General features: G+C 31.2%; 24 protein-coding genes. 14 read left to right on the top strand and 10 right to left on the bottom strand.

Going from position 1 to position 25,461, the window contains the following annotated elements:
• The first annotated feature begins 24 nt into the window (after nt 1-24).
• The gene (locus tag ACLHDE_RS09865) at nt 25-2,115 is read left to right on the top strand and encodes a WD40 repeat domain-containing protein (RefSeq protein WP_415396254.1); all 2,091 of its coding nucleotides are present in this window, start codon (nt 25-27) and stop codon (nt 2,113-2,115) included.
• 41 nt (nt 2,116-2,156) lie between these two features.
• Complete coding sequence (locus ACLHDE_RS09860; RefSeq protein ID WP_415396253.1) at nt 2,157-2,579, top strand: hypothetical protein; 423 nt, start codon at nt 2,157-2,159, stop codon at nt 2,577-2,579.
• Between the two features lie 32 nt (nt 2,580-2,611).
• Here the strand turns inward: ACLHDE_RS09860 and ACLHDE_RS09855 are convergent, their stop codons facing one another.
• Nucleotides 2,612-2,914, bottom strand: a complete 303-nt coding sequence (locus tag ACLHDE_RS09855; RefSeq protein WP_415396252.1) for a hypothetical protein — start codon at nt 2,912-2,914, stop codon at nt 2,612-2,614.
• 683 nt (nt 2,915-3,597) lie between these two features.
• Here ACLHDE_RS09855 and ACLHDE_RS09850 point away from each other — a divergent pair.
• The 7 genes from ACLHDE_RS09850 (at nt 3,598) to ACLHDE_RS09820 (ending at nt 9,118) form a co-directional block, all read left to right on the top strand.
• The gene (locus ACLHDE_RS09850; RefSeq protein WP_415396251.1) at nt 3,598-4,302 is read left to right on the top strand and encodes a hypothetical protein; all 705 of its coding nucleotides are present in this window, start codon (nt 3,598-3,600) and stop codon (nt 4,300-4,302) included.
• On the top strand, nt 4,302-4,730 hold the full coding sequence (locus tag ACLHDE_RS09845) for a zinc ribbon domain-containing protein (protein WP_415396250.1): 429 nt from the start codon (nt 4,302-4,304) through the stop codon (nt 4,728-4,730). Before ACLHDE_RS09850 ends, ACLHDE_RS09845 begins: the two co-directional genes overlap by 1 nt.
• A gap of 14 nt (nt 4,731-4,744) precedes the next feature.
• On the top strand, nt 4,745-5,161 hold the full coding sequence (locus ACLHDE_RS09840; RefSeq protein ID WP_415396249.1) for a hypothetical protein: 417 nt from the start codon (nt 4,745-4,747) through the stop codon (nt 5,159-5,161).
• Between the two features lie 2 nt (nt 5,162-5,163).
• Nucleotides 5,164-6,132: a hypothetical protein gene (locus tag ACLHDE_RS09835; protein WP_415396248.1), complete on the top strand. Its 969-nt coding sequence runs from the start codon at nt 5,164-5,166 to the stop codon at nt 6,130-6,132.
• A 13-nt stretch (nt 6,133-6,145) separates the two neighbouring features.
• Nucleotides 6,146-7,048, top strand: coding sequence for a DUF4238 domain-containing protein (locus tag ACLHDE_RS09830; protein WP_415396247.1), 903 nt, complete (start codon nt 6,146-6,148; stop codon nt 7,046-7,048).
• Nucleotide 7,049: 1 nt separating this feature from the next.
• Complete coding sequence (locus tag ACLHDE_RS09825; RefSeq protein ID WP_415396246.1) at nt 7,050-7,733, top strand: Fic family protein; 684 nt, start codon at nt 7,050-7,052, stop codon at nt 7,731-7,733.
• Nucleotides 7,734-7,978: 245 nt separating this feature from the next.
• Entirely contained in the window at nt 7,979-9,118 is a 1,140-nt protein-coding gene (locus ACLHDE_RS09820) for a hypothetical protein (RefSeq protein WP_415396245.1), read from the top strand.
• A gap of 393 nt (nt 9,119-9,511) precedes the next feature.
• Here ACLHDE_RS09820 and ACLHDE_RS09815 read toward each other — a convergent pair whose 3' ends face one another.
• Entirely contained in the window at nt 9,512-10,747 is a 1,236-nt protein-coding gene (locus ACLHDE_RS09815) for an IS110 family transposase (protein WP_415395806.1), read from the bottom strand.
• A gap of 370 nt (nt 10,748-11,117) precedes the next feature.
• On the opposite strand from ACLHDE_RS09815, the gene ACLHDE_RS09810 reads away from it, so the two are divergent.
• A complete protein-coding gene (locus ACLHDE_RS09810) occupies nt 11,118-13,871 on the top strand; it encodes a TrlF family AAA-like ATPase (protein ID WP_415396244.1) in 2,754 nt (917 codons plus the stop codon).
• Nucleotides 13,872-14,127: 256 nt separating this feature from the next.
• Complete coding sequence (locus tag ACLHDE_RS09805) at nt 14,128-14,871, top strand: abortive infection system antitoxin AbiGi family protein (RefSeq protein ID WP_415396243.1); 744 nt, start codon at nt 14,128-14,130, stop codon at nt 14,869-14,871.
• A 371-nt stretch (nt 14,872-15,242) separates the two neighbouring features.
• Here ACLHDE_RS09805 and ACLHDE_RS09800 read toward each other — a convergent pair whose 3' ends face one another.
• The gene (locus ACLHDE_RS09800) at nt 15,243-16,478 is read right to left on the bottom strand and encodes an IS110 family transposase (RefSeq protein WP_415395806.1); all 1,236 of its coding nucleotides are present in this window, start codon (nt 16,476-16,478) and stop codon (nt 15,243-15,245) included.
• Nucleotides 16,479-16,847: 369 nt separating this feature from the next.
• On the opposite strand from ACLHDE_RS09800, the gene ACLHDE_RS09795 reads away from it, so the two are divergent.
• The gene (locus ACLHDE_RS09795; protein ID WP_415396242.1) at nt 16,848-17,165 is read left to right on the top strand and encodes a hypothetical protein; all 318 of its coding nucleotides are present in this window, start codon (nt 16,848-16,850) and stop codon (nt 17,163-17,165) included.
• A 1-nt stretch (nt 17,166) separates the two neighbouring features.
• Here the strand turns inward: ACLHDE_RS09795 and ACLHDE_RS09790 are convergent.
• Nucleotides 17,167-18,269, bottom strand: a protein-coding gene (locus ACLHDE_RS09790; RefSeq protein WP_415396241.1) for an IS3 family transposase whose coding sequence is annotated in 2 segments (ribosomal slippage) — nt 17,167-18,008 and nt 18,008-18,269 — 1,104 coding nt in all. Because the reading frame shifts where the segments join, the coding sequence is not laid out codon by codon here.
• 69 nt (nt 18,270-18,338) lie between these two features.
• On the opposite strand from ACLHDE_RS09790, the gene ACLHDE_RS09785 reads away from it, so the two are divergent.
• On the top strand, nt 18,339-18,461 hold the full coding sequence (locus tag ACLHDE_RS09785) for a hypothetical protein (protein WP_415396240.1): 123 nt from the start codon (nt 18,339-18,341) through the stop codon (nt 18,459-18,461).
• A complete protein-coding gene (locus tag ACLHDE_RS09780) occupies nt 18,454-19,527 on the top strand; it encodes a protein kinase domain-containing protein (RefSeq protein ID WP_415396239.1) in 1,074 nt (357 codons plus the stop codon). The genes ACLHDE_RS09785 and ACLHDE_RS09780 overlap by 8 nt, the downstream gene beginning before the upstream one ends.
• Before the next feature lie 204 nt (nt 19,528-19,731).
• Here ACLHDE_RS09780 and ACLHDE_RS09775 read toward each other — a convergent pair whose 3' ends face one another.
• The 6 genes from ACLHDE_RS09775 to ACLHDE_RS09750 form a co-directional block, all read right to left on the bottom strand.
• Complete coding sequence (locus tag ACLHDE_RS09775) at nt 19,732-20,949, bottom strand: IS256 family transposase (protein ID WP_415396238.1); 1,218 nt, start codon at nt 20,947-20,949, stop codon at nt 19,732-19,734.
• Nucleotides 20,950-21,061: 112 nt separating this feature from the next.
• A complete protein-coding gene (locus ACLHDE_RS09770; protein ID WP_415396237.1) occupies nt 21,062-21,289 on the bottom strand; it encodes a hypothetical protein in 228 nt (75 codons plus the stop codon).
• 383 nt (nt 21,290-21,672) lie between these two features.
• Entirely contained in the window at nt 21,673-22,764 is a 1,092-nt protein-coding gene (locus ACLHDE_RS09765) for a tyrosine-type recombinase/integrase (protein WP_415396236.1), read from the bottom strand.
• Between the two features lie 641 nt (nt 22,765-23,405).
• Entirely contained in the window at nt 23,406-24,299 is an 894-nt protein-coding gene (locus tag ACLHDE_RS09760) for a cation diffusion facilitator family transporter (protein ID WP_415396235.1), read from the bottom strand.
• Nucleotides 24,300-24,332: 33 nt separating this feature from the next.
• Complete coding sequence (locus ACLHDE_RS09755; RefSeq protein ID WP_415396234.1) at nt 24,333-24,938, bottom strand: DUF6691 family protein; 606 nt, start codon at nt 24,936-24,938, stop codon at nt 24,333-24,335.
• Nucleotides 24,938-25,453 carry a YeeE/YedE thiosulfate transporter family protein gene (locus tag ACLHDE_RS09750; RefSeq protein WP_415396233.1) on the bottom strand — a complete coding sequence of 172 codons (516 nt, stop codon included), beginning with the start codon at nt 25,451-25,453 and terminating at the stop codon, nt 24,938-24,940. Before ACLHDE_RS09750 ends, ACLHDE_RS09755 begins: the two co-directional genes overlap by 1 nt.
• Between the last annotated feature and the right edge of the window lie 8 nt (nt 25,454-25,461).

Genomic DNA, 25,461 nt, shown 5'->3' with positions numbered 1-25,461 from the left:
AAAATTTAAAGGGGATAATAATTAATGAATAATACTCCAATGCTTAGACAAAACACTACTGCAGTCTTATCAAAAACAAAAAATTTGATGAGTGTCACCAATAAAATCCTTGCAACACGCTCAAGTCTTCTTGCTAAAGCTCTCCAATACAAGCCTTTTATTCAAAAAGGGCATTCATCTTGGATTAAGTCTGTTGCCATTACTCCAGATGGAAAATATGCACTCTCTGGAAGCAATGATAAGACCCTAATACTCTGGGATATTGCAAGTAGTAAAAATATTAGAACTTTCGAGGGACATTCAAAGAATGTCAGTTCTGTTGCCATTACTCCAGATGGAAAATATGCACTCTCTGGAAGCAATGATAAGACCCTAATACTCTGGGATATTGCAAGTAGTAAAAATATTAGAACTTTCGAGGGACATTCAAAGAATGTCAGTTCTGTTGCCATAACTCCAGATGGACGATATGCACTCTCTGGAAGTGATGATAATACACTTAAACTCTGGAATATTTCAACTGGTGAAGAAATTCGAACTTTTAAAGGGCATTCATCTTGTATTGAGTCTGTTGCCATTACTCCAGATGGCCGATATGCACTCTCTGGAAGTTATGATAATACACTTAAACTTTGGGATATTAAAACAGGAGAAGAGATTCGAACTTTTAGAGGACATTCAGGTTGGATCACTTCTGTTGCCATTACTCCAGATGGACGATATGCACTCTCTGGAAGTGATGATAATACACTTAAACTCTGGAATATTTCAACTGGTGAAGAAATTCGAACTTTTAAAGGGCATTCATCTTGTATTGAGTCTGTTGCCATTACTCCAGATGGACGATATGCACTCTCTGGAAGCAATGATAAGACCCTAATACTCTGGGAGATTGAAACTGGCAAAGAAATTCGAACTTTTAGAGGACATTCAGATTGGATCAATTCTGTTGCCATTACTCCAGATGGAAAATATGCACTCTCTGGAAGCAATGATAAGACCCTAATACTCTGGGATATTGCAACTGGCAAAGAAATTCGAACTTTTAAAGGGCATTCATCTTGGATTAAGTCTGTTGCCATTACTCCAGATGGACGATATGCACTCTCTGGAAGCAATGATAAGACCCTAATACTCTGGGATATTGCAAGTAGTAAAAATATTAGAACTTTCGAGGGACATTCAAAGAATGTCAGTTCTGTTGCCATAACTCCAGATGGACGATATGCGCTCTCAGGAAGTGAGGATAGAACCCTTAAACTTTGGGATATTAAAACAGGAGAAGAGATTCGAACTTTTAGAGGACATTCAGGTTGGATCACTTCTGTTGCCATTACTCCAGATGGACGATATGCACTCTCTGGAAGTGATGATAATACACTTAAACTCTGGAATATTTCAACTGGTGAAGAAATTCGAACTTTTAAAGGGCATTCATCTTGTATTGAGTCTGTTGCCATTACTCCAGATGGACGATATGCACTCTCTGGAAGCAATGATAAGACCCTAATACTCTGGGAGATTGAAACTGGCAAAGAAATTCGAACTTTTAGAGGACATTCAGATTGGATCAATTCTGTTGCCATTACTCCAGATGGAAAATATGCACTCTCTGGAAGCAATGATAAGACCCTAATACTCTGGGATATTGCAACTGGCAAAGAAATTCGAACTTTTAAAGGGCATTCATCTTGGATTAAGTCTGTTGCCATTACTCCAGATGGACGATATGCACTCTCTGGAAGCAATGATAAGACCCTAATACTCTGGGATATTGCAAGTAGTAAAAATATTAGAACTTTCGAGGGACATTCAAAGAATGTCAGTTCTGTTGCCATAACTCCAGATGGACGATATGCGCTCTCAGGAAGTGAGGATAGAACCCTTAAACTTTGGAATATCGAAACTGGTAAAGAAATTACATCTATGGTGTCATTCGCAGATGAAAAATGGGTGGCTATTACTCCGGATGGTTATTTTAATCATTCTAAAAACGGGCGTAAGCATATCGGACTGTTGAAATCGCCTATGATATTAGCAGATGATGGAGATGAAGCGTATGATAGATTTTATAAACCAAATGGTTTATTTGACAACGAAAATTCAAAAAAATAAATACATAAAACACTAAACCAACTTAGGATGAATAGATAAATATGATAGTATATACAGATAATAAGCTTTTAGAAAACTACAAACAAATGTCTGATAGAGATACTGATGTTAAAAATTTTAGACTTTATTATAAAGAAAAACCTACAAATCTAATTTGGTATGATGGAAAAATCGTTTTTCTTCCAAAAGAATATTTTTTATTAAAAAACCTTATAAATGTTAGTGCTATAAATGAACATAAATGCTCTTTATTTGCACATGATGTTGAACTTCTTGATGAGCTAAAAGAAAAGAATATAGACTTCGTTCTTGATGGTAATTTAAAAAAATTATTATTGAAAATTAATATGTTTCCTAGAAGCATGCTGTCAGATGAAGTTTCTATTGAACTTATCAGCGATCAAGATTACTCTAAAATCAACGAACCAATATACCTTGGAAATGGGGTTTGGATGAATGCATAATTTCGTATATTTTTAGATATAGTATCTATACATCAATCTTGTTGTCTTCTTAAAATAGTAGGCATTTCTAAATCAATATCTGATATTTTAAACCCTTTTTTCCCTCTCGTTAAAGCAATGTTTCCAAGAATAGGCTCTTTTATTGATTTAATTTCAGCATCTGTAATTCTTCCATAAGAACTAAGTATCTGCTCCATAGTTGTGCAAAAACCTGCTATTTTGGCTAAATCAATTTGATCTGAGCCTTCTGCTGCACATTCTTTATACTCTATATAGCCTTCTTTTAAACTATTAAGAAAATCAGTTACCGATATTTGCATCAATTTTTCACTCATAATTTCCCTTTTAAATTTTCAATGTAATATTATATAAATAGTATGAAAATTTTTAGCCATTATAGCAAAGTATCAATTACTAAATACAATAGTAACTATTTAATTATGTCTGCAATGTTCCCTATAAACTAGACTATTATATCTTCAATCAACTCTTATATTTGGAACAGTTTTGAGTAACAGAAAGATTGTTCCAAATAGACTTGAATATTGGAACATACTCCAAAACCTACAGATTGTGGAACAAAGGAAAAAAAATCTATTTTTAATCCTTCGCTTAAGCAACATCCTGTAAGTTATGTAAGATATTTGACAATTAACACACAAAATGTGATTTAATTTGAATATACAGTATTAAACGAACACTCAAACTTTAAGAATAATATGCATTTTTTCTCTTTTTTATTAAATATAGGACAATCTGTCATATATTCTGTTAATTAACTAACAAATGTTGTGTAGGTTAATCATGCGAATTAAAGTTGTTTTACATATAATATGTTTGAATAAATAGTTGTCTGGACGCTTCGCATCCAGACAACGGGGGCGCGGGTTGAACACCCGCTTGTAATCTGTTGCATTCGCACCAGACAACAAGCGGGAGGAGCAAGCAACCATTGCAAAACCTAAAGGTTTTCCAACGGCAGTTACTCACCCGCGCCCCCGTTGTACGAAGGATAAAAATGTATTGTAAAGAATGTGGAACTGAAAATAGTGATAATAGTTTAAGATGTAAGCAATGTAATGCTTATTTAAAATCAAGTGATTCGCCACTTACAGGTGGAGACAGAACTAAGATAATTGCATTTTTTGCATTTTTAATATTACCATTTGGATGGTTAGGTGGAAGTATTTTAATTATTCTTATTGCAATATTTGGATTATATATAATGAAAAAAGACCAAAGTTTTAAACCAATATTAAATGCTAAAAAATGGATGAAAGTATATTTAGTTGTATTAGCTTTATCAATTACAACTATAGTTACATTTGCATATTATCATGGTAATACAAATTCAAGTTGGGATTATCCAAATGACATACCAAAAGAAAAACATGAAAAAAATATGATGACACATTCTATGTTTATTGCAGCTGGTGGACTGATCGCGACACCTATTGCAGTTGGATTTTTTATGTTTGTATTTAATAGTTTATTTTTCAGACCATTGGAAGAGCATCAAAATTGGATTACAAAAAATGGAGTTTTTTCTGATGAAAATAGTTCAAAGAAAGATTCAACAAATATAGTAGGAAGAGATAATCTTAGTTCATATTCTGTGGCAGATGAAATGTTAAAGTGGAATGCTTTGTTAGAAAAAGGATTGATTACTAAAGAAGAGTTTGATAAAGCAAAGACCAAACTCATGAATGGAGAAAAAGTATAATGTTCAAATGTGAAAAATGTGGTTCAGAATTAGAACCTAATGCTAAATTCTGTACTAACTGCGGAGAAAATATAGATGAAAAAGTATTTTCTGTTTCAGAAGAAAAAAAAGATGTTTCTCTATGGTTTTTACCATTAGGGTTGTTAATAGGATTTGTTTTTGAATTTTATACTAAAAAAATAGAACTTGGAGCAAATGATACACCATTCTTTCAATTTATCAGTATTATTCTAGATAAAGCACCTACTGAGTTTTATGCAGAGATGTTTGGTGCTGGATTAGCTAAAGTTTTAATACCAGCAGTTATAATTGGATTCATATGGGGAGTAAAATCAATAATGTCTAAAAAATATGAAAAACCCATTTTACATATATTTATAGGAACTATGATAGTTACTATTCTAACTGCTATTGGAGCAGGTAATTAAATAAAAGGATTAAAATGAAATTCATAAAATATATTCTATCAATATCTTTTTTGTTAAATATTAATGCTAATGCACAAATTCTAGAGTGTAGGGCAATAGAAGATATGAAAGTTGGGGTACAGTTGGCGAAATATAAATTTGAAAAATTAAAGAGTGCTAATGGCACTGTATATAAAAGAGGGGGATATAATTCAAAATATGAATATACAATGTTTACCGCTATAACTGAATTAGATATAGAAAATATTGCTTTATTTAATGAATCAAAATATATTGATGGCATTGAAATGTATAAAGGAATATCAACAACAGAATTTAAAAATGGAATGAAAAAAGAATTAGAATTGTTATGTTATGATGTAATTCAAATGAATAAAAAAATAGTTAAAGAAGGTACAAAGCCGAGCCAATTAACTGTTTCTGATTATTAAATATGAAAATTATACTATTAATATTTTTATTTACAATATCAGCTCTTGCTATACCATTAAATAAACAAACACTGATGGATATTAGTAAAACCTATGGATATTATGTAGGTCAAACATATACATTAGATAAAATTAAAGAAAAGTATCCAAAACTTTCAAATCAAATTTTTATTGCAAAAACTGAGTTTGATTTGTCATTTTCAAATTCTATAAAAAACATAGATATGCTTATGAGTAAATATGATGGATGGAAATCTATAAAAGGGGATATGATAAAAAATATTCATACTAAATTAGATATTTCAAGCCCTACTTATAATGAATCTATTGAATTCATTGAAACTGTAAAGCAAAGAGCTAAAGGCAATATTGAAACACCAGTTATAGAAACACTATTAATGTTAAATCCAAAATATGAAGAAAAACCAGAGAGAGAATTTTATGATGGATTTAAAAAGAAATATATTAGTGATAACTTACAAAAATCAAAAGGTATTGAGTTTTCATTAGAAGTTCCTATGAGTTGGATTTCTAAGGAAGCTAATAGACCAAATATTGTAAGAAAATTTATTTCTAATAATGGTCATAGTATTGAAATGGCTATGGTATTAGTTTATGAATTCCCAGATGGAAAATATTTAACAGAAAGTGACATTAAAAGTACAGTTAATAAAAAAGATATGAATGAAGCTATACCTCCTGATTCTATATTAAAAGACTTTGGGTATATGAAATTAGAAACTCTGCCAGGTTATTGGCAAAGATACTCAATGAAAGTTCAAAGAGTTAGAAAAGTAATAACAATCGAAATACTAGCATATACAATTTTTTATAAAGATAAATTAATTCAAATTCAATTTCAAATTGGAGATTTTGAAGATACTAATTTAGATAAAAGATTTAAAAAATTTGAGCCATTATTTGATTCAATAATAAATAGTTTTGTCTTGACAAGTTTATATAAAAAATAAAAGGATGAAAAATATGTCTAACACAAGAAATCATCATTATGTATCTCAATTTTATCTTAAAGGATTTAGTAAAAATGGTGGAACAAAAGCTAAACTATTTGTTTATGATAAAGAACAACGAAAATATTTTCAATCAAATCCTAGGAATATAGCATCAAAAAGAGATTTTAATCGTATTTCAGCAAAGGACAGCGAAAATTATATCGAAGACCACCAAGCCAATATGGAATCTAAATTTGCTTCTGTATTTAGAAACCTTACTGAATCTAGAGAATATCCTGATGATGAAGATTTATCTTACATTCTAACTTTTATAGCTTTGATAAGTTTAAGAAATCCAAAAACAAGAGCTATTTTTGATAAATTCTATATAGACATTGCAGAAAAATTTAATAGTATAACAATGGCTTCAGAAGAAATATATATAGACAAATGTTTGCAAGCTGGTATAAAAAAAGAAGATATAATCCCTTATGAGAAACAAAAAGAGTTTATTGACAATAAAAATAGATATACTCTTTCAATAAACCAAGAAATCCATATTCAAGCTGAACACCAAAATATTGATTATTTATCTGAACTTCTACATAAAAGATATTGGTATTTAATTAAATCAGATGAAACTATTGGAGAGTTTATTACTTCTGATTATCCTGTATCATTAATTTCATTAGTTAAATTACCTAAAATATATGGAGTTGGCTTTGGAATGCAAAAAACAGAAGTATGTTTTCCAATTTCAAAATATTTAGCACTAATTGGAGTATTTGAGGAGTATGATAATATAGATAAAACTATCATTGCGACAAAAGAATTAATTGAAACTATTAATCTAAGAACTTACTCGTTTACTTATAAACAAGTATATTCAACAAAACAAATAAATTTTGATTTATCAAAAGACACGAGGACATAAAATGCAAAAACTAAATGATTTATCACTAAAACAAAGAGAAGAACTTTTTAGACAACTTCGTATTTCAATCACGCATCACTCAAATGCGATGGAAGGAACGACTCTTTCTTTCGGTGAAACAAAAGAGTTACTTGAACATGGAAATACTGCTGGAGATAAACCTCTACATGAACAACTTGTTATTTTAGGATTTGCAAAAGCTTATGATGTAATAGTTCGTGAGGCAACAAATAGAGAAAATATTATTGATAGTAGTTTTATAAAAGATATTCATGCAATTATGTTTGAAGATGCTCTAAAAGTAGCACCACAATTTGTTTCTAAACCTATTGGAGCATATAGACTAGATGAACGATACATTAAAGGTGTAGATATAAAATTGTCTGCACCTAATAAAATTTCAAATGATATCAAGAATCTACTTTATAGATTTCATAGCAATAATATGAATTTAGAAGATATTACAGAGTTTCATATTTTATTTGAAAGAGTACATCCATTTGCCGATGGCAATGGAAGAGTTGGAAGATTAATAATGGCTTTTCAAGCTATTCAAAATAATATAGTTCCACCACTTATAGAAAATGAGCATAGAGACGAATACTTAAAAGCTATTAATGATAAAGATGAGCTTTTTAAATTTATAGATGAGAGTATTCAAAATAGTATGGACTTACTAGACTAAAAAGTACAACAAAACCTTGGAACTAATAAATTTTCTAGCGAAAATTTACAGTTCAAGTCGACCGTTGTCTGGACGCTTCGCATCCAGACAACGGGGGCGCGGGTTGAACACCCGCTTGTAATCTGTTGCATTCGCACCAGACAACAAGCGGGAGGAGCAAGCAACCATTGCAAAACCTAAAGGTTTTCCAACGGCAGTTACTCACCCGCGCCCCCGTTAGCTCCAAAATTAGGAAAATTTTGATTATGAAAATTCAGTTGAATCATAAAACCAATGACGAATCAAATTTATACCTCCGTGCTTTATGGGCTTCTTTGCGTAAATCGTATGGTAAGTGTGCATGGCAATTTATGCCATATAAAGATGGTAAATCAAAGACTGTCCATATCGGATTTATGGATATAGGTTTAGGTAATACTGTCGAGGTTTCTATTCAATATGAGAAGAAAGGTGTAATCAAGTTTTTAGATTTTAATAGTGAACTACCTGAACATGAAATCCAAATAATTCATGATTTGTGCTTAAGTATTGATGTTAATAATCTCCAAAAGGATTTTGTAATTTCAACAGTTCTCAACACTGGAGTTGGTAACTTTTCTTCAACTTTAGGTAAAGGTTACAGAATATTTCTAACAGATACAAGAGAAAATATATTGGAAATAAGTGTTACTGCCTTTGATGTCCACGATGCAGGGTTTATAGCTGGTAATAAAATTCAAAGTATATGTGACCTATTATCTGTTTTTATTAATAGCTATGTAAAAATGGGAAGTTTAACTTGTTTAAATGAGTTTACAAATATTTCAGTAGATACCATTTATTCAGAAAATCTTGATTGGATAGATGACCATCCTCGCGAAGGTGATTTTCTTGTTTTGGCTAATTATCAGAAATTAATTATTGAAAATCTTTTACTAGAAAATATCCATGAAGCTTTTTTAAATGGTGCATCACACTTTAATAATGCTGCATACTTATTAAAAGATTTTTCTTTTTCTCATGATGCAACTGTTGATACTGCAGTTGTCCTTTATGTGTCATCTCTTGAATCGTGTGCTGCGATTCAAGAGGTTGAAAAGAAGTCATGTAAAGAATGCGGTCAAGTGAAATATTCAATTAGGAGGCGCGTTTTAGACCTGGTAGGAGACTATTTGCCAAATCACTTAGTTAAGTTTATTGATGATTACTATGCAAGTCGATCAAAATACCTTCACGAGGGACGCTCTTCATCGAAAAATATATATTTCGGTACCTCTCTTCCTCAATTAGATCCGTATTCAAGTTCCGGTTGTAAAATACAAACCTCTATAATGCCAATAAACCTTAGAGATTATGTATCGTACATCTTTAGAAAGATCGCTCAGGAAGGGATATTCAAGAGCTAACAAGGCAGTGGAGCCAATCAAAAGCCCGCGAGCGGCTTTTTGATTGCTCATTTTAAACGTTAGCATACAATTACAATATTATATAAAGCCTTTTTATAAAGAATAACTTAAAAAGCAAGGAAAGTAAAAAATAGACATTAGTTTATTAACAATATTACTTCAAAGAACTATGCAAGAGCTAAAAATCTTGCAAGTTTGATTTTTTAAATACTCTTTGTTGTATTTCATTTCTAAAATTTGAGCAAAGAGTGTTTTGATAATCAAACTATAGAGTAAATTATATATTTGTCTCTATTTTGGTTAACAACTAGTACGGTAATAGCTTTAAATATTATTGCTATTATGAATGATTTAAGTACTAACTTGTGATCTTTAACTTATCACTGTTTATGACTAATTTGTAAATACACGATTTGGATTATAGGGTGTGTTGTATTTAAAAATAGAGTATATGATAGTTGCAAGTTTTCTTGAAACTGCAACAAGTCCCTCTTTTTTAGATTTGCCTTGACTTCTTTTAGTATCGTAGAGTTGCTTCATCTGTTTGTTATGTATCAGACAACTTACAGCACTAAGATATAGTGCATGCTTGACCAAAGAAGAGCCTCTTTTACTTAAGTGACCTACACTTTTAGAATTACCAGAGCTATTTTCTGTTGGAAAGAGTCCAAGATATCCTATAAACTTAGGTATAGATGGAAACCTCGTCAGGTCTCCACATTCACTAATAACAGCAGCTACAGTTTTATCACTTACTCCAGGTATGGTTTTAAGGTTATCAATAAGAGTGTTACTCTCTGGTAGCTCATCAAGTGTTGAACTATTAATGCCTTTTTTATCAAGCAAAGAGAGTATCTCAGCTTCAATAATATCTATCTCACTAAGATACATCTTTAAAAGCCTAATAGTACTTCTAATAGCTATTGCTCTTGCATCTTTAGCCTTACCTGAATAGATAGACTCTCTTGAGAGTTCTAGTAATCTTAGGGCTTTGTCTTTATTGAAGTTATTGCCTTGAATATGAGCAAATATCTTCATGATTCTATCAACGCTACTATGCTTATAGTGATATGCTGTTGGATACTTTTCAAGCAGAGCTAGACCACTTATGGTAAATGGATTTGTGAAGCTCTCAAACTCTGGAAATGTAACTGTTATTTGAGTAATGATTCTCTTCTTAACCTCTTTCATATCAGACTGAATAGAAGCACGATTTCTATAGAGTGTTCTAAGGCTCTGATACTCATCATCAGTTACATAACCTGATGAGTATTTGCCATCTTTTAAAAAGAGTGCTATAACTAAAGAGTCTATGTTGTCATTTTTTACTTTTTTCATAGTTATTTGTTCTCTATACCTTGAGGTTTGAAATGGATTGAGTAGTTTAACACTATAGCCCTTAGACTTTAAAAACTCTAAAAGGTTTTCACCATAAATACCAGTTGCTTCTATACCGATAATAAAGTCATCTTTATCTAAAGTGACACTATCTAAAATAGTAAGTAATTTTTCAAACCCTTTTAAATCATTGTTGATTTTAAAAGGCTTGTTAATAACCTTAGTTTCACTATCATCGATAACTGAAACAACATGAAAACTCTTTGCAATATCTATTCCTACGTAATACATCTCTATAATCCTTGTCGTGTAATCTTAAGTTGCCTAACAAAAAAACAAAAGTTAAATTGTTAGAATTCACAGCCTCGTTAATCTATGTGTTGTAGGTGCTAAAATAACAGCTACCCCAACAGCTTTTAATAAGTGATTAACAACTAAAGACACCAACTGGCTTAATGATGTAGTCAGTAGATATAAAATATTTTCATATCCTGCTATAAGGAAAAAAATGTTGTTTTATCTTTAGTCATAAACTGTGAAAGTTACAAGATTTGAAGTTAGTACTTCAATCTTAAAAGAGTAATACTTCTTTGCTTTAAAGTCAAAAAAACTTTAAAAAAGAACTACTTACTCATAAAAGAAATTATACGAGGAATAACTTATGAATCATGTAGGGTCACGATGGTGGAAGTTTGATTTTCACACACATACCCCAGCCTCAATGGACTATGGAAAGTCGAATGCTGGTATAAGAGGAAATATGACTCATGAGGAATGGTTACGTAAATTTATAGAGCAAGGAATTGAATGTGTAGCTGTAACTGATCATAATTCTGGTGAATGGATAAATGGTCTTAAGGCTGAAGCTGTAAGACTCCGAGGAGAAGGACATAGTATATATGTTTTTCCAGGTGTGGAAATTACTGCTAATTCGAATATACATGTATTAGCTATTTTTGATCCATCTAAATCATCTGAAGATATACATGCAATAATTGGCGCATCTAAATTCCGAGGGACTCGAGGAGATAGTGATGCTGTCGCAGAAGAAAGTGCAGAAGTAATAATTGAAGAAATTTTAAAAAGTGGTGGCATTGCGATACCTGCTCATATTGATATGAAAGCAGGTCTTTGCCAGTTACTCTCATCTCATACAATACAGCAGGTATGTAATAAAGCTTCAGCAATGGAAATTATATATCCAATTAGTGAAAATGTACATGCTCCTTTATCAAGATATAGAAATTGCAAAAGCAACCTTTCTGAAGTAATAGGATCTGATGCTCATTGTCCAGACGAAGTTGGTAGAGCATATACATATGTGAAAATGGGAGAACCTTCGATAGAAGGTCTTCGACTCGCTCTTATTGATGGAAAATCTTCCTTACATAGATCAGATAGTATTGATTTTGATCCGAATACTACTTCTGATGCGTTACTTCATTCTGTAACTATTTCAAATGCAAAATATGCAGGCAGACACACTCCATTAGAAATTAAGTTTAATCCATGGTTGAATTCAATAATTGGTGGAAGAGGAAGCGGAAAGTCTTCAATTCTAGAATTTATTAGAATAGGAATGGGACGAAGTCAGGATTTACTTTCATTAGATCAATCGAATGAAATTAGACAATTATTTCTAAAGTTTTCTAAAAAGTCTGAAAGTAGAGATACTGATGGAGTAATGCTAGATAATACAGAAATTTCATGTGTTTATTCAAAACAAAATATATTTTATATGCTTAAATGGACATATCTTCAACAAGATATTACTATTTATAAATGGGATAATAGTCAATGGGTTGAAGAACTAGGTGATGCTTACAGTCGCTTTCCTATAAAAATTTTCAGCCAAAAACAGATTTTTAATTTAGCAAAAAATCCGAATACGCTATTAAAACTTATTGATGAATCAAGTAGTGTGAACTTTCAAGATTGGCAAATGAAATGGGATGATAAAAAGAACTTCTTTCTTCGATTGTGCGAACAAAGACGAGAACTTCAAGGAAAACTGTCAAACAAAAATACTTTACTAGGTCAATTATCAGATATTGAACAGAAAATTACTGCAATAGAAAATTCTGGTCACAAAGAAATTCTACATGAATTTCAAATAGCCAATGCAAAATCTTTAAAAATAAATACATACATCGAAAATTTATCTAACTTAAAAAACGAGATTAAAGTTCAAGTCAATAACAACCAAATCAATCCGATAGACACATCTTTATTTAACTCTGAAATAGAACTTGAAAAAGAACTTTTAGCCAAGGTAGAAGGTCTTACATCCTCATTGAGTTCTATACAAAATCAGATAAAACAGCTAGTTGATATGTTTGAACAACAAATTAACGAATTTAATAATTGGAATATATCAGGTGACTTTAATAAGTCTGTTTTTGAAAGTACTAAAAAATACAACGAATTAGTAGCGAGATTATCTGAACAAGGCATAAATAGTCCAGCAGAGTATCAAAAACTTATTCAACAACGAACAATTATAAAAACTAATATTGATAACTTTGTCTCTATAGAATCTGAAAAAGAAGCCATTACTCAAGCTATTAATACAACTTATGGTGAACTAATAGAACTTCGTCAAAGTCTAACATACAGCCGCTATTCTTTTTTAAAGGAAAATATGGAGAGTAATACTTCGATTCAAATTAAGCTTGAGCCATTCATTAATCACGAGAATATTGACTCCTCTTTTCGAACTATAATCGGAAGATTAGATGGTGCTTTTACTTCAGATTTATACGATAGTGAAAGAAGTATGGGAATACTTCTTTCACTACTTAAACAATTAAGTAATAACACATCTAATCTTGAAGATGTTAATGGATTAAATACAGGGCTAGACATTATTCATAATTTTAAAAATGAATTACTAAACTATGCGTCTGGAGAGGTACTTAACAATAGTCTAGGTAAAAGATTTATTGACTTTCTTAATCAGTTATCACCACAAGTTTTTGACCTTTTAACAATTTGGTTTCCAAGTGACAAGTTAACAATTAAATATCATGACGGTAATCGGTATAAAGATATTTCTTTGGGTTCTGCTGGGCAAAAAGCATCAACAATTTTATCTTTTTTACTTTCTTATGGATCGGAACCATTAATATTAGATCAACCTGAAGATGATTTGGATAATAAACTAATAACATCATTGCTTGTTTCAAAACTTCAAGAAAATAAATCAAAACGTCAAATTATTCTGGTTACACATAATCCTAATATTGTAGTTAATGGTGATTCGGAATATATTATAGCCCTTCAAGATAAAGGACAAATTGAAATTAATGCAGAAGGAGCATTACAAGAATTAATCGTTCGAAAAAATGTGTGTGACATTATGGAAGGCGGTGAAATTGCTTTAGCACAAAGATATAAAAGGCTGTTTAATATATAGAATGGATTATTTAACAAATAACGGAACACTTTGTCCAAATAACAGCTTATTCCATGCAAAAAGGACACTTTTTATTTAATGATAATAAGTAAAATAATGTAAAAACATTGAAGATATGACAAATTATCATAGAATCATATATATTATCACTTTATAGAGGACATTTTATGTGTTCATATATTTGTTTTTATTAAGTCTAACTTCACTACAATGGGAATAAATAAATAGTTAGCCTCTAAAAGGAAAGAATTTTACTATGTCACAAAGATACTACTCAAACATTTATTGGCACTTCACGGGTTCACCAAAAGGTGTAGATTGGTCAATTGCACGTTGCCCAAAAGATATAACCGATCAAGGAGCTATTTTAGATGATTCTGTTGCGGCAGAAACACTCAGTCTTATACTTGCTTCAAAGTCCTTGTGGGCTACATGTACTGAAAAAATTGCGGAGGGAGTAGAAACGGAAAAATTTTGCTGCGTAACCGATATACCTTTGAAGGACCTGCCAAGTCATTCTCCGTATTACGGTAAAGTTGCTATCGGGTTTAAAGCTGAGGCAATCCACAAACATTTTATACCTGTCCTTTATCTTCCTGCGCAGAATTTACCCGCAATAGAAAAATTGATACCAAATCGTAAGATTTCAAAAATGATTTCTGATCTTCTTAGTTCTTCTGGCAGCTTTGCAGAACAGCAAGCCATGAAATTGATGCCTCTTGCATATCAGCATACGGAATCTGTTAAGGAGCTTGATAAGAACGAGATAGGCGGATTCTATTCAAACTTCGTCAAAATAACTAATTTCGATAGTGACCCTCAAAACACATATTACAGAGAGCGTGAATGGAGAGGAATAGGTAATTTTAATTTTGACTATGGAGATATTGAGGCTGTGGTAGCTCCCTCGAGCGTTCTTCCTGCTATAAAAGAAAAACTAGAAGAGCTCGGTATAAAAAATATAAATGTTGTGTCGTGGGAATTTGTAGAGGAAGCGTAGTAGACTAACAAATCAGTGCACATCAATAAAAAGCCGTTAGTGGCTTTAAACATTAGCATAAGAAAGCCTTTTTATAAAGAATAACTTAAAAAGCAAGGAAAGTAAAAAATAGACATTAGTTTATTAACAATATTACTTCAAAGAACTATGCAAGAGCTAAAAATCTTGCAAGTTTGATTTTTTAAATACTCTTTGTTGTATTTCATTTCTAAAATTTGAGCAAAGAGTGTTTTGATAATCAAACTATAGAGTAAATTATATATTTGTCTCTATTTTGGTTAACAACTAGTACGGTAATAGCTTTAAATATTATTGCTATTATGAATGATTTAAGTACTAACTTGTGATCTTTAACTTATCACTGTTTATGACTAATTTGTAAATACACGATTTGGATTATAGGGTGTGTTGTATTTAAAAATAGAGTATATGATAGTTGCAAGTTTTCTTGAAACTGCAACAAGTCCCTCTTTTTTAGATTTGCCTTGACTTCTTTTAGTATCGTAGAGTTGCTTCATCTGTTTGTTATGTATCAGACAACTTACAGCACTAAGATATAGTGCATGCTTGACCAAAGAAGAGCCTCTTTTACTTAAGTGACCTACACTTTTAGAATTACCAGAGCTATTTTCTGTTGGAAAGAGTCCAAGATATCCTATAAACTTAGGTATAGATGGAAACCTCGTCAGGTCTCCACATTCACTAATAACAGCAGCTACAGTTTTATCACTTACTCCAGGTATGGTTTTAAGGTTATCAATAAGAGTGTTACTCTCTGGTAGCTCATCAAGTGTTGAACTATTAATGCCTTTTTTATCAAGCAAAGAGAGTATCTCAGCTTCAATAATATCTATCTCACTAAGATACATCTTTAAAAGCCTAATAGTACTTCTAATAGCTATTGCTCTTGCATCTTTAGCCTTACCTGAATAGATAGACTCTCTTGAGAGTTCTAGTAATCTTAGGGCTTTGTCTTTATTGAAGTTATTGCCTTGAATATGAGCAAATATCTTCATGATTCTATCAACGCTACTATGCTTATAGTGATATGCTGTTGGATACTTTTCAAGCAGAGCTAGACCACTTATGGTAAATGGATTTGTGAAGCTCTCAAACTCTGGAAATGTAACTGTTATTTGAGTAATGATTCTCTTCTTAACCTCTTTCATATCAGACTGAATAGAAGCACGATTTCTATAGAGTGTTCTAAGGCTCTGATACTCATCATCAGTTACATAACCTGATGAGTATTTGCCATCTTTTAAAAAGAGTGCTATAACTAAAGAGTCTATGTTGTCATTTTTTACTTTTTTCATAGTTATTTGTTCTCTATACCTTGAGGTTTGAAATGGATTGAGTAGTTTAACACTATAGCCCTTAGACTTTAAAAACTCTAAAAGGTTTTCACCATAAATACCAGTTGCTTCTATACCGATAATAAAGTCATCTTTATCTAAAGTGACACTATCTAAAATAGTAAGTAATTTTTCAAACCCTTTTAAATCATTGTTGATTTTAAAAGGCTTGTTAATAACCTTAGTTTCACTATCATCGATAACTGAAACAACATGAAAACTCTTTGCAATATCTATTCCTACGTAATACATCTCTATAATCCTTGTCGTGTAATCTTAAGTTGCCTAACAAAAAAACAAAAGTTAAATTGTTAGAATTCACAGCCTCGTTAATCTATGTGTTGTAGGTGCTAAAATAACAGCTACCCCAACAGCTTTTAATAAGTGATTAACAACTAAAGACACCAACTGGCTTAATGATGTAGTCAGTAGATATAAAATATTTTCATATCCTGCTATAAGGAAAAAAATGTTGTTTTATCTTTAGTCATAAACTGTGAAAGTTACAAGATTTGAAGTTAGTACTTCAATCTTAAAAGAGTAATACTTCTTTGCTTTAAAGTCAAAAAAACTTTAAAAAAGAACTACTTACTCATAAAAGAAATTATACGAGGACTCAATATGAAATTATATAGAGGATTTAAAAATCTACCACAAATTGATACTATTATAACAACAAGGAAAAATCGCAAACCAAAACATTTACCTTTGGAGTTACATGAAAAAGTAGATGAATATTTTTTTAATAAATTTGGAATAAAATTTAGAAGTCAAAGTGTTTTTTGCACAGGAAAGATGAAAAGTGCATTAGATTATGGAAAAGTTGCAATAATAGAACCTGTTGGGCACTTTGAAATTTGCTGGAGTCCCAAATGTTATGATTTAATTGAAATAGAAGATTTCAACTGGATGTGTAAGCCTCCCCTTAAACCAAACTAGTTTAAACGGAATAATTCTTCTCTAGATTGTACTTATCTAAATATTCAATAGGACTTAATTTGCCTAAAATTGAATGAGGTCTATGATTATTATAATCATAAATCCACTCATCAGCCATAATTTTTACTTCTGTTAATGTATCAAAGAGGTAAGCATCAAAAAACTCTCTTCGCATTGATCCATTTAATCTCTCCATTCTGGAGTTCTGTGTTGGTGATCCAGGCTGAATAAATTTAAGCTCAATGGAGTGAATATAACACCATTGTTCAAGTTTATGGGAAATAAACTCTGGACCATTGTCAACTCTAATTGATTGAGGCTTACCTCTAAATTCTATGGCTCTTTGCAAGGTTTGAATAACTTTTATTGAGGGTAAAGATGTTCCCACCTCAAATTCTATAAACTCACGATTAAATTCATCCATGATATTTAGAACACGATACCGTCGACCATCAAAAAGCTTATTGGACATAAAGTCCATCGACCACTGTTCATTAGGATCAAATAAATCTTGTAAGGGGTGTTGAACTCTAGCTGGTATTCTTTTCTTTGTTCTCTTCTTAAAGTTCAATCCTAAGGCTTTATAAACACGATACACACGTTTATGATTCCAAATAAAGCCTTGCTTGCGTAATCTATTGAAAAGCAGCCAAAAGCCATTCCGTGGATGCTTCTCAACAAGCTTATTAAGGGCATCTACAACAGCACTATCATCTTTGAGTTTTCTCTCATAATAATATGATGATTTACTAATTGATAATGTCTTACAAGCCTGATTGATACTCAAAGAAAAATGAATGTTTATATGTTTAACTAACTCTCGTTTCTCATCAGGCTTTAGAGCTTTTTTTCAATAACATCTTTTAGGGCATCATTCATTAATGCCATTTCTGCATAAAGCTTTTTCAGTTTAGCATTTTCTTTTTCAAGCTCACGCATGCGCTTGACATCACCTGTTTCTAGACCACTGTATTTACGTTTCCATTTGTAATAAGTGTCTTTACTGACACCCTTATCTCTTAATGTTTCAACAACTGGTGCACCATCTTCAATCTCTTTTAAAATATCAATGATTTGCTTCTCACTAAACTTACTTCTTCGCATGAATACTCCTGATTTATTTTATCAGAATTATTCTGTTATAGGTAGTACAGTTTTTGGGGAGGCTTACAGATGAGTGTAGAGGAATTTATTATTGAAAATGAATATCAAATAGGAAACTTACAAGAAGCTATTAAATCAGAAAATGAAATTATGTTATTTTGTGAAAAATATCAGGTGATTTCACATGAGTAAAGATAAGAATCTTCTTTTTAAAGCAAAACTACTTAAGATTAGAATCAATAATAAAGTTTTTAAGTTAAAAGAATCACTTAGTGGAAATGGAGCTTTATCGTTTAGATACACTAATATCAAAGATATTAAAGAGAATATTTTTGTAAAATTTTTGATCTCTCCTAGAAACGAGATAGAGTTATATAAATTCAATATGGAATCAGCTTTATTAGAATATGGAAAAATGCAACCAGTAAGGATATATCCTAAAATACTTAAAAAAGGAAAGCATAAAACTTTACCAATATATTATTATGTTACAGAATGGGTAAATGGACAATCTCTAAAGGATATTATTGCTTCTTTAAATAAACCTTCACTAGATGATATTTTAGAAATTGTTCATAGATGTAGTAGTTCAGCTGCTTATATGTCCTCATTTATTTCACATCGTGACTTTCATCCAGGCAATATAATTTTTTTAGAAGATAAACCTAATTGGGCAAACCAAACGCATACACAAAGAGATTTTGTAGATGCAAAAGTTATTATTACAGATTTTGGTAATGCAATAATGCCTATGGCATTTGGATATGAAGACACAGGTGTTGGAAATCAGGCTATTTATCAAAATGTCAATAGAAGAATTGAAGGGTCTTTTAGGTCATTACCACCTGAGATATTTTCAAATCCGATAAATACTTTTAGCTATAACCCAGGAAGTGGTGAAGCTTGGGCTATTGGTATTTTATTTTATAAACTTCTTATGGGTCAAGATATTTTAAATATACAATCTATTTCTGAATATGCCAATATAGTATGTACAAATGAAATTGAAAGTACTATTCTGAGTAAATTACCTAATATTTATGAAATACTTAATCATAATTATATTCTAATCATGGTAATTGAAGGACTATTAAAAGTAAAAGCTTCACAAAGAATGTCACTAGGAGTTGCAGCAGGATTATTATGGGATTATCGTTTTGGAGACTTAAATGAAAAATCTAGTGAATTTCAAAAAAATTACATTGATGCTGGACGTAGCTACCCTCCTATGAGACCAGATGAATATGACTGTTATTAAAATGCTAACAAAATCTTGGAGAGAAGTTTACCCTAGCAGGCAAAACTATTTCTCAAGTAAAACGTTAAGTTGCTAAAGCTCTTATTTTTGGAACACGAAGCACTCATATTAGTTTTCCGTGTTCCACAAAGTGTTCAAAAAGTAAAAACTGCAAAGTTCCACAAAGCCTAAGGGATTATGGAGCAAATAAAGTTACCTTTCAAATCAGATATTTAAAGCTTCATCCAATCTCCCTTCAAAAAATATAACCAATTGAGAAAGTGTTAAACTCCAATTCCAAATAGGCATTGACCACTTTTTACTTGCATTTTGAATACCCATATAGAGTAGTTTTAATAGGCTGTTTTCATTTGGAAAAGCACCTTTTGTTTTAGTGAGTTTTCTAAACTGTCTATGGACTGATTCTATAATATTTGTAGTGTAAATAACTCTGCGTATATCTTCTGGATATTTATACCACAAGGGCAGAACCAAATACACAGAAAGGTTCTCCCATTTATTACGCCATGATTTAATAACTATAGGATATTTAGAGCCCCATTTTTCTTCAAGTCTATCTAATTCAACTTCAGCAGCTTCTTTAGAGATAGCACGATAAACAAGTTTGAGATCCTTCATAAACTCTTTTTGATTTTTAGAAGCAATATATCGTATGGAATTTCTGATTTTATGTACAATGCATAGTTGAACTTCTGTTTTTGGAAAAATAGCTTTAATAGCTTCAGGAAAGCCTTTTAAACCATCAACCGATGCTATAAGTATATCTTGTATTCCTCGATTATTTAAGTCTGTTAAAACTTGTAACCAAAAGTTAGCACCTTCATTTTCAGATAGGTATAATTCCAGTATCTCTTTTTTACCACTTAGTCCTACACCAAGTATGGTATATACTGCTTTAGAGATATACTTCCCGTTCTCTTTAATTTTATAGTGGATGGCATCAAGCCACACAAATGGATATATACTTTCAAGTGGACGTTGTTGCCACTCTTTACGCAGAGGTATAATTTTATCCGTTATAGAGCTGATTGTGGCTTTAAAAAACTCTACACCGTACATTTCATCAATATGTTCAGATATTTGACTATAGCTATTGCCTAAAGCATATAATGATAATATCTTCTGCTCTAATTGTTCTGATATATGAGTCTGATGTTTTTTTACTATCTCTGGCTCAAATGAACTATTCCTATCACGTGGTACATCTAAATCAAATGCACCAACACTACTTTTCATAGTCTTTGAAGATTTGCCGTTTTTACGATTATTAATCTCTGTAGATAAATGAGATTCAATTTCAGCTTCGAGAACTGCTTCAGTAAGTTGTTTAATCAGTGGAGCAAGTACTCCATCTTTACCATCAATTCTGGCACCTTGTTTTATGAGTTCAAGTGCCTCATCCATATTGAACTGTTGTTTCATCAGTCATTCCTTTAGAATTTAATATTCTATCGGTCTGACACAAAGTTTTGAACACTTTAGAGAAGAATTGTTCCGTTTAAACTGGTTCTAGTTTAGGAGATTCTTACATCTCCTATTTGTTCATTATTATCTTTTTATTTCTTTCTTTCTTAAGTCGTTCTTTTATACCTGAAACACTTACTGTAAGCTCGTAAGTTTCTTTAAGATAACTTGATAATTTTACGCCATTAAAACCTTGTTCACTAAGATATAATAGTTCGTCAACCATAGAATCTTTAATCTTCGTTTTATACCCATTTTTATTATGATTATTCATAAAATCTTCAACTTTTTTATTCATTTTAAGTGTTTCCTTTTATCACCGATTTGTATTTATGAGAATCATAGATGTATAAAAATTAATATAAACTTAAATAAATTAATATTATATTTTAAATTTCATTATTAAGGTAATTCTGAATATACTATTAACACTGGCGATTTAAGAAGTAGGGTTATAAACCATTAAAAAACTACCATATTCATAAAAACTTTTTTAAATCATGCAGTTAAAAAGTATGTGAATATAAAACAGCTGTAGTAAAAATGTAGGAAAAAGTAACTTTTGCATAATTCTTAAGATTTGCATGAAAAGCTTTGAAAGTCCGTAAAATAGGGTGGTACCAGAGAGGGGATTTGAACCCCTAAGCCCGAAGGCAGCGGATTTTGAATTCTAATTCACCATTACTTATTATTAACTATCCCTAAAAACACATCAACAGCATCTTTTGCCATTTTCTCTTTTTGATTACTATATCGTTGAGTAGTAGTTATTTTAGAATGCCCAAGTGCTTTAGAGATATGCTCTAGCGGTACATTATTGTTTACAAGTGTAAATCCAAGCAAATGCCTAAAATCATGAACACGCATAGTGATACCTACATTCTCTTGAATTCTCTTCCATAAACTTTTTGGAATCGCTGTCATTTTTTTGCCAGTTCGTGATGAGGGAAATAGTAATCCACTTTCTTTTTTGATTATCTTAAGATGCTCTATTAGCTCATCATCAAGTAGATAAATATTTTTTTTTCTTGTCTTGTTGTTTACATCTTTAATAACATATGATTTGTTTTCAAAATCTACATCTTCCCACTCTAAAGATCTTACTTCATTACTTCTACGACCACGCAGTAAGAACATAAACATAACACGATAATAGTTATCTGGTATATTCATAATTTCAGTTACTAAAGCTTTTACTTTATCATCAGTCAATGAAAAATATCTAGTGTTATCATATTTTGGAAATTTAAGATGTTCAGTGATGTTTTTATCAACTATTCCATACTCCATAGCTTTTTTATATAGTGGTGAAAATATCTCTTTAACTGTAACTATATAACTAGGCTTTTTATCTTCATCTATCATTTGATTTATGATTTTTTGAAAGTCTACACTTGTAATGGCAGTTAGCTTTTTGTTTCTAAGTGAAACAGGTATATATTTTTCATAAAACCAGTCTGCCGATTTGTGTCTATTTTCTGAGATAGTATTTTTTCTTAATTCCTGAAATTCTTTAAAAAACTTATCTAAGGTAGGGTTATCTGATTTTTTAGTTGATTGACCCGCTTTATGAGTGTTTATAAGCTCTACACGTCTGTTAAAAGCTAAAGATGGATTTGTCTTGTACTTATCATTAGAATAGCCTACAATCTGCTCTATTTCAGTACCATTAACCTTTGCTCTGGCTAAGTAAGTCTTAACTTTAGATTTTGAATCTTCTTTTACATAAATTCCAGTATACTTTGTTTTTTTATAATCTTTTCTTGTTCCCATAAAAGAAGTATATCAGAATACCCCACTTTTTACCCCACTTTTTTAGTAAAAAATAGAAATATTTAGTAAAAATAAATATAGAAGTATTTTAGATTCAATGCTTGCATACACCTAGTATAAGGTATTTAAAAGAAGTTTGTAGATTTTAATAATATTTAGTTTAGTAAATATCTGTGACGCTCATAACGGAGTGGTCATGTGTTCGAGTCACATAGGACCCACCACTTACACACCGAACTTTCAAAAATTTTTTAAATCACTAAATTTTTTAACTGTCACGGTATTGCAACAGCTACTTTTAAATAGTTCTACATTTATAATAAAAAATACATGCTAACGCCAATTCTAATATCAAAAGAGTTTGATGTTCAATCAGACTAATATATCAGCCATTGAAATAATTTTTGCATTAATTCAGGTAGTGTTCAATAATCTCAGCTTTCTATTTACTGTTGATTAAATTAAATTCTTGAATAAATTCTCTTGCATTATCACCTCTCCAATACTCTGCAAGCCCAGTCAACCAATCTACTATGTAAATTAACTTAATAGCTATAATACGTAAGTGCTTGTGTTTCTGCAAATAAACTCATTACACTAAATATACATAATAAAATATTTTTTTTCATTGTTAGTCCTTTTTAGCTCTTAATTATATCTTTATTATCACACCTGTTATATTCACATTGAAAAGTGGTATGAGAAATTTCAAATGTTTTTTCTAGGCTATTTTCAAGCATATCTAAAATACTATTAGACTCTTGAATTGATAAGTTTTCATTAAAATCAAGATGTGCCTCAAGATGAATACTATGGTCATTCAACTGCCACAAATGTATATGATGTACATTAGTAATTTGGGGAACAGATATTATTATCTCAGTAATTTTATGAATATCCATCCCCTTTGGTGTAAATTGCATCAATATTGCACCTGACTCTTTTACCAGTCCTATTGACGCCCAGATAAGATAAATTGCTATTATTAATGATACTATTGGATCAACCCAATAGAGTTGAAAGTAGTACATAAGCAATCCACCAACTACAACAGCTACTGCAGTCATAACATCTGTAAGTAGATGAAGATATGCTGCCCTAATATTCATGTTCTCATGAGCATCATCTTTAACCAGTATTACACTAACTGTATTTAGCACAATACTTAAAATTCCCAAACCAATAACCCAAATAGAATTGACAATTTCAGGGTTATAGAATTTGTGGAATGATTCAATAATTAGAAAAACTCCAATACCAATAAGTACCGACGAATTAAACAATGTCGCTAATATTTCAGCTCGTTTATAGCCAAATGTTTTATTTTTATTGTTAGGACGTAGAGATAGACGATTTGCTCCATAGGCAATAACTAAGGCTAGTACATCACTAAAGTTATGTAGAGCATCACTAAGTAGTGCTAATGAACCAGAAAAAATCCCCCCAATTATCTGTGCTACCGTTATAATTATATTTAATATGATAGTGATAAACAAATTTTTACCGCTTACTTTATGATTGTGTTGTCCTCCCATTATTTACCTTTTAATATGAATATATTACTTGAGTTAAAAATTAGCATCATCGTTTAAATCTTTACTAGTGATAACACTATTGTTCTTCGCTTCAAATTTATTGCCAATACGAAAACCGACTACTGCAATAATCACTAATGCAATTAAAACTACCCAGACTGGCAAATCTACTAATTCATATAGTCTTTGTCTTGCTGGGCCTTCTCCAGCCATATACAGAGGTTTTAGAAAATCAAATGATGAAGCAAATATAACTGTACCGATTACAATACCTAACATAAAGAATAGAGCATCGATTCGTCCACTAAAAAGTCCAACAACAGAAGTCCCGGGGCAGTATCCACCAATACTTAATCCTATCCCAAGTAAAGCTCCTCCAATTAACATTGCCCAGAAGTAAGTTGTTGATATTCTCATAGTTGAGTAATCAACCAACTCGAAAAGACTTAATAACCATAATCCTATTGAAGCTACAACTATAGAAGTAAACATGACTTTAAAAACACTCCAATCTTTTAAAGTGAATTGTGCATTTAGTTTTTTTGGACTTCCAAGACCTGAAACTTCCAAAAAATATCCAAACATAGCACCAAAAATAATCACTACAAAAATTTCAATATTTCCTGATACATAGTACATTACCACACCTTTCTTGTAAGTCTAGACATTACTAGTCCAGCTATAAAAAATCCAATTAAGAGAACAAAAGCACCAACAGCCAAGGTTGCTCCACCTGAGAGACCAAGTCCACTTGTACATCCTCTTGCTAATGAGGCACCAAACCCAGTTAAAACTCCTCCTATAACTGCCAACAAAAGTCTTAAGGGAATACTGACATTCAGGCCTTTTTCTACTTTGAATTTAAACCTTTTTGCTAAAACACTGCCAACAACAACTCCTATGGCTATACCTAAAACTTCCCAACTTATCCATTTATCAAATAGATTCCCTCTGCTAGCTAAATTACTAAAATATGAATTTGCATGTGTCCACTCAGAAAAGCTTAAATCACTAAGCCAAATAGTTAGTCGTTTAAAGAATCCATTAGCACCTAAACCATGACCTGTAAATACGAACATACCTATAAGTGTGATACCTAATCCTACCCCAGCAGCTAAAGGGGACCAAAAATTACCTGATTTACTATTTTCCATACTTGCTC

Origin of the sequence: Sulfurimonas iocasae, assembly GCF_047716755.1 — a bacterium.
Classification (GTDB): Bacteria; Campylobacterota; Campylobacteria; order Campylobacterales; family Sulfurimonadaceae; genus Sulfurimonas.
Note: the sequence above shows the minus strand (reverse complement) of the source record. Positions and strands in the feature narration are given on the sequence as shown.